We start from the raw sequence: 562 nt of genomic DNA, 5'->3' as shown, positions 1-562 counted from the left end.
GCGGTCTCGACGAAGCGCACGCCTTCCTCGCAGACGAGGTCGACGACGGCGTCGACCCGGTCGCCCTTGGCGAGCTTGGGCAGCATCGAAATATTGACGCCGAAGGGCTTGCCATCGGCGAGTTCGCGGCAGCGGCGGATCTCGCGGCGCAGCTCGTCGAGCTCGGCGAAGCTCGCCGCGGTGATGAAACCGATCATGCCGGCGTGCGCGGCCGCGGCGACGTAGTGCGCGTTCGACAGCCACTGCAGGCCGCTCGCGACGATCGGCAGTCGCGTGCCGAAGAGTTCGGTGATGCGGGTGCGGAAGGTCGGGGGCTGGTCGGCCGGGGCCATTTCGCCGGCGGTCGGCTCCATTGCGTTCAACTCGGGCATCTTCACATCGCGCTCCGGCTGAAATCGGGCGCACGCTTCGCGCGGAAGGCTTCGACGCCTTCGACCGCTTCGGGGCCGAAGAGACTGTCGAGGAAGTGGTCCCGTTCGAAGTCGAGTTGCGTCTGGAGCGGGTTCGTCAGCGCGGCGTCGAGGAGGGTCTTGATTCGGCCCTGGGCGCGCCTCGGCCCGCG

1 protein-coding gene and 1 pseudogene are annotated in these 562 nt (G+C 68.9%); both read right to left on the bottom strand.

The window, feature by feature from the left end:
• Window positions 1-371: nitronate monooxygenase (locus GO615_RS27845; RefSeq protein WP_211167412.1), on the bottom strand; the 371-nt coding region annotated here is incomplete at its 3' end.
• Window positions 372-373: 2 nt separating this feature from the next.
• Window positions 374-562, bottom strand: a pseudogene (locus GO615_RS27840) (enoyl-CoA hydratase); the annotation flags it as partial.

This window comes from Aromatoleum evansii (assembly GCF_012910805.1).
Taxonomy (GTDB): domain Bacteria; phylum Pseudomonadota; class Gammaproteobacteria; order Burkholderiales; family Rhodocyclaceae; genus Aromatoleum; species Aromatoleum evansii.
This window is presented reverse-complemented; position numbering and strand designations above follow the sequence as displayed.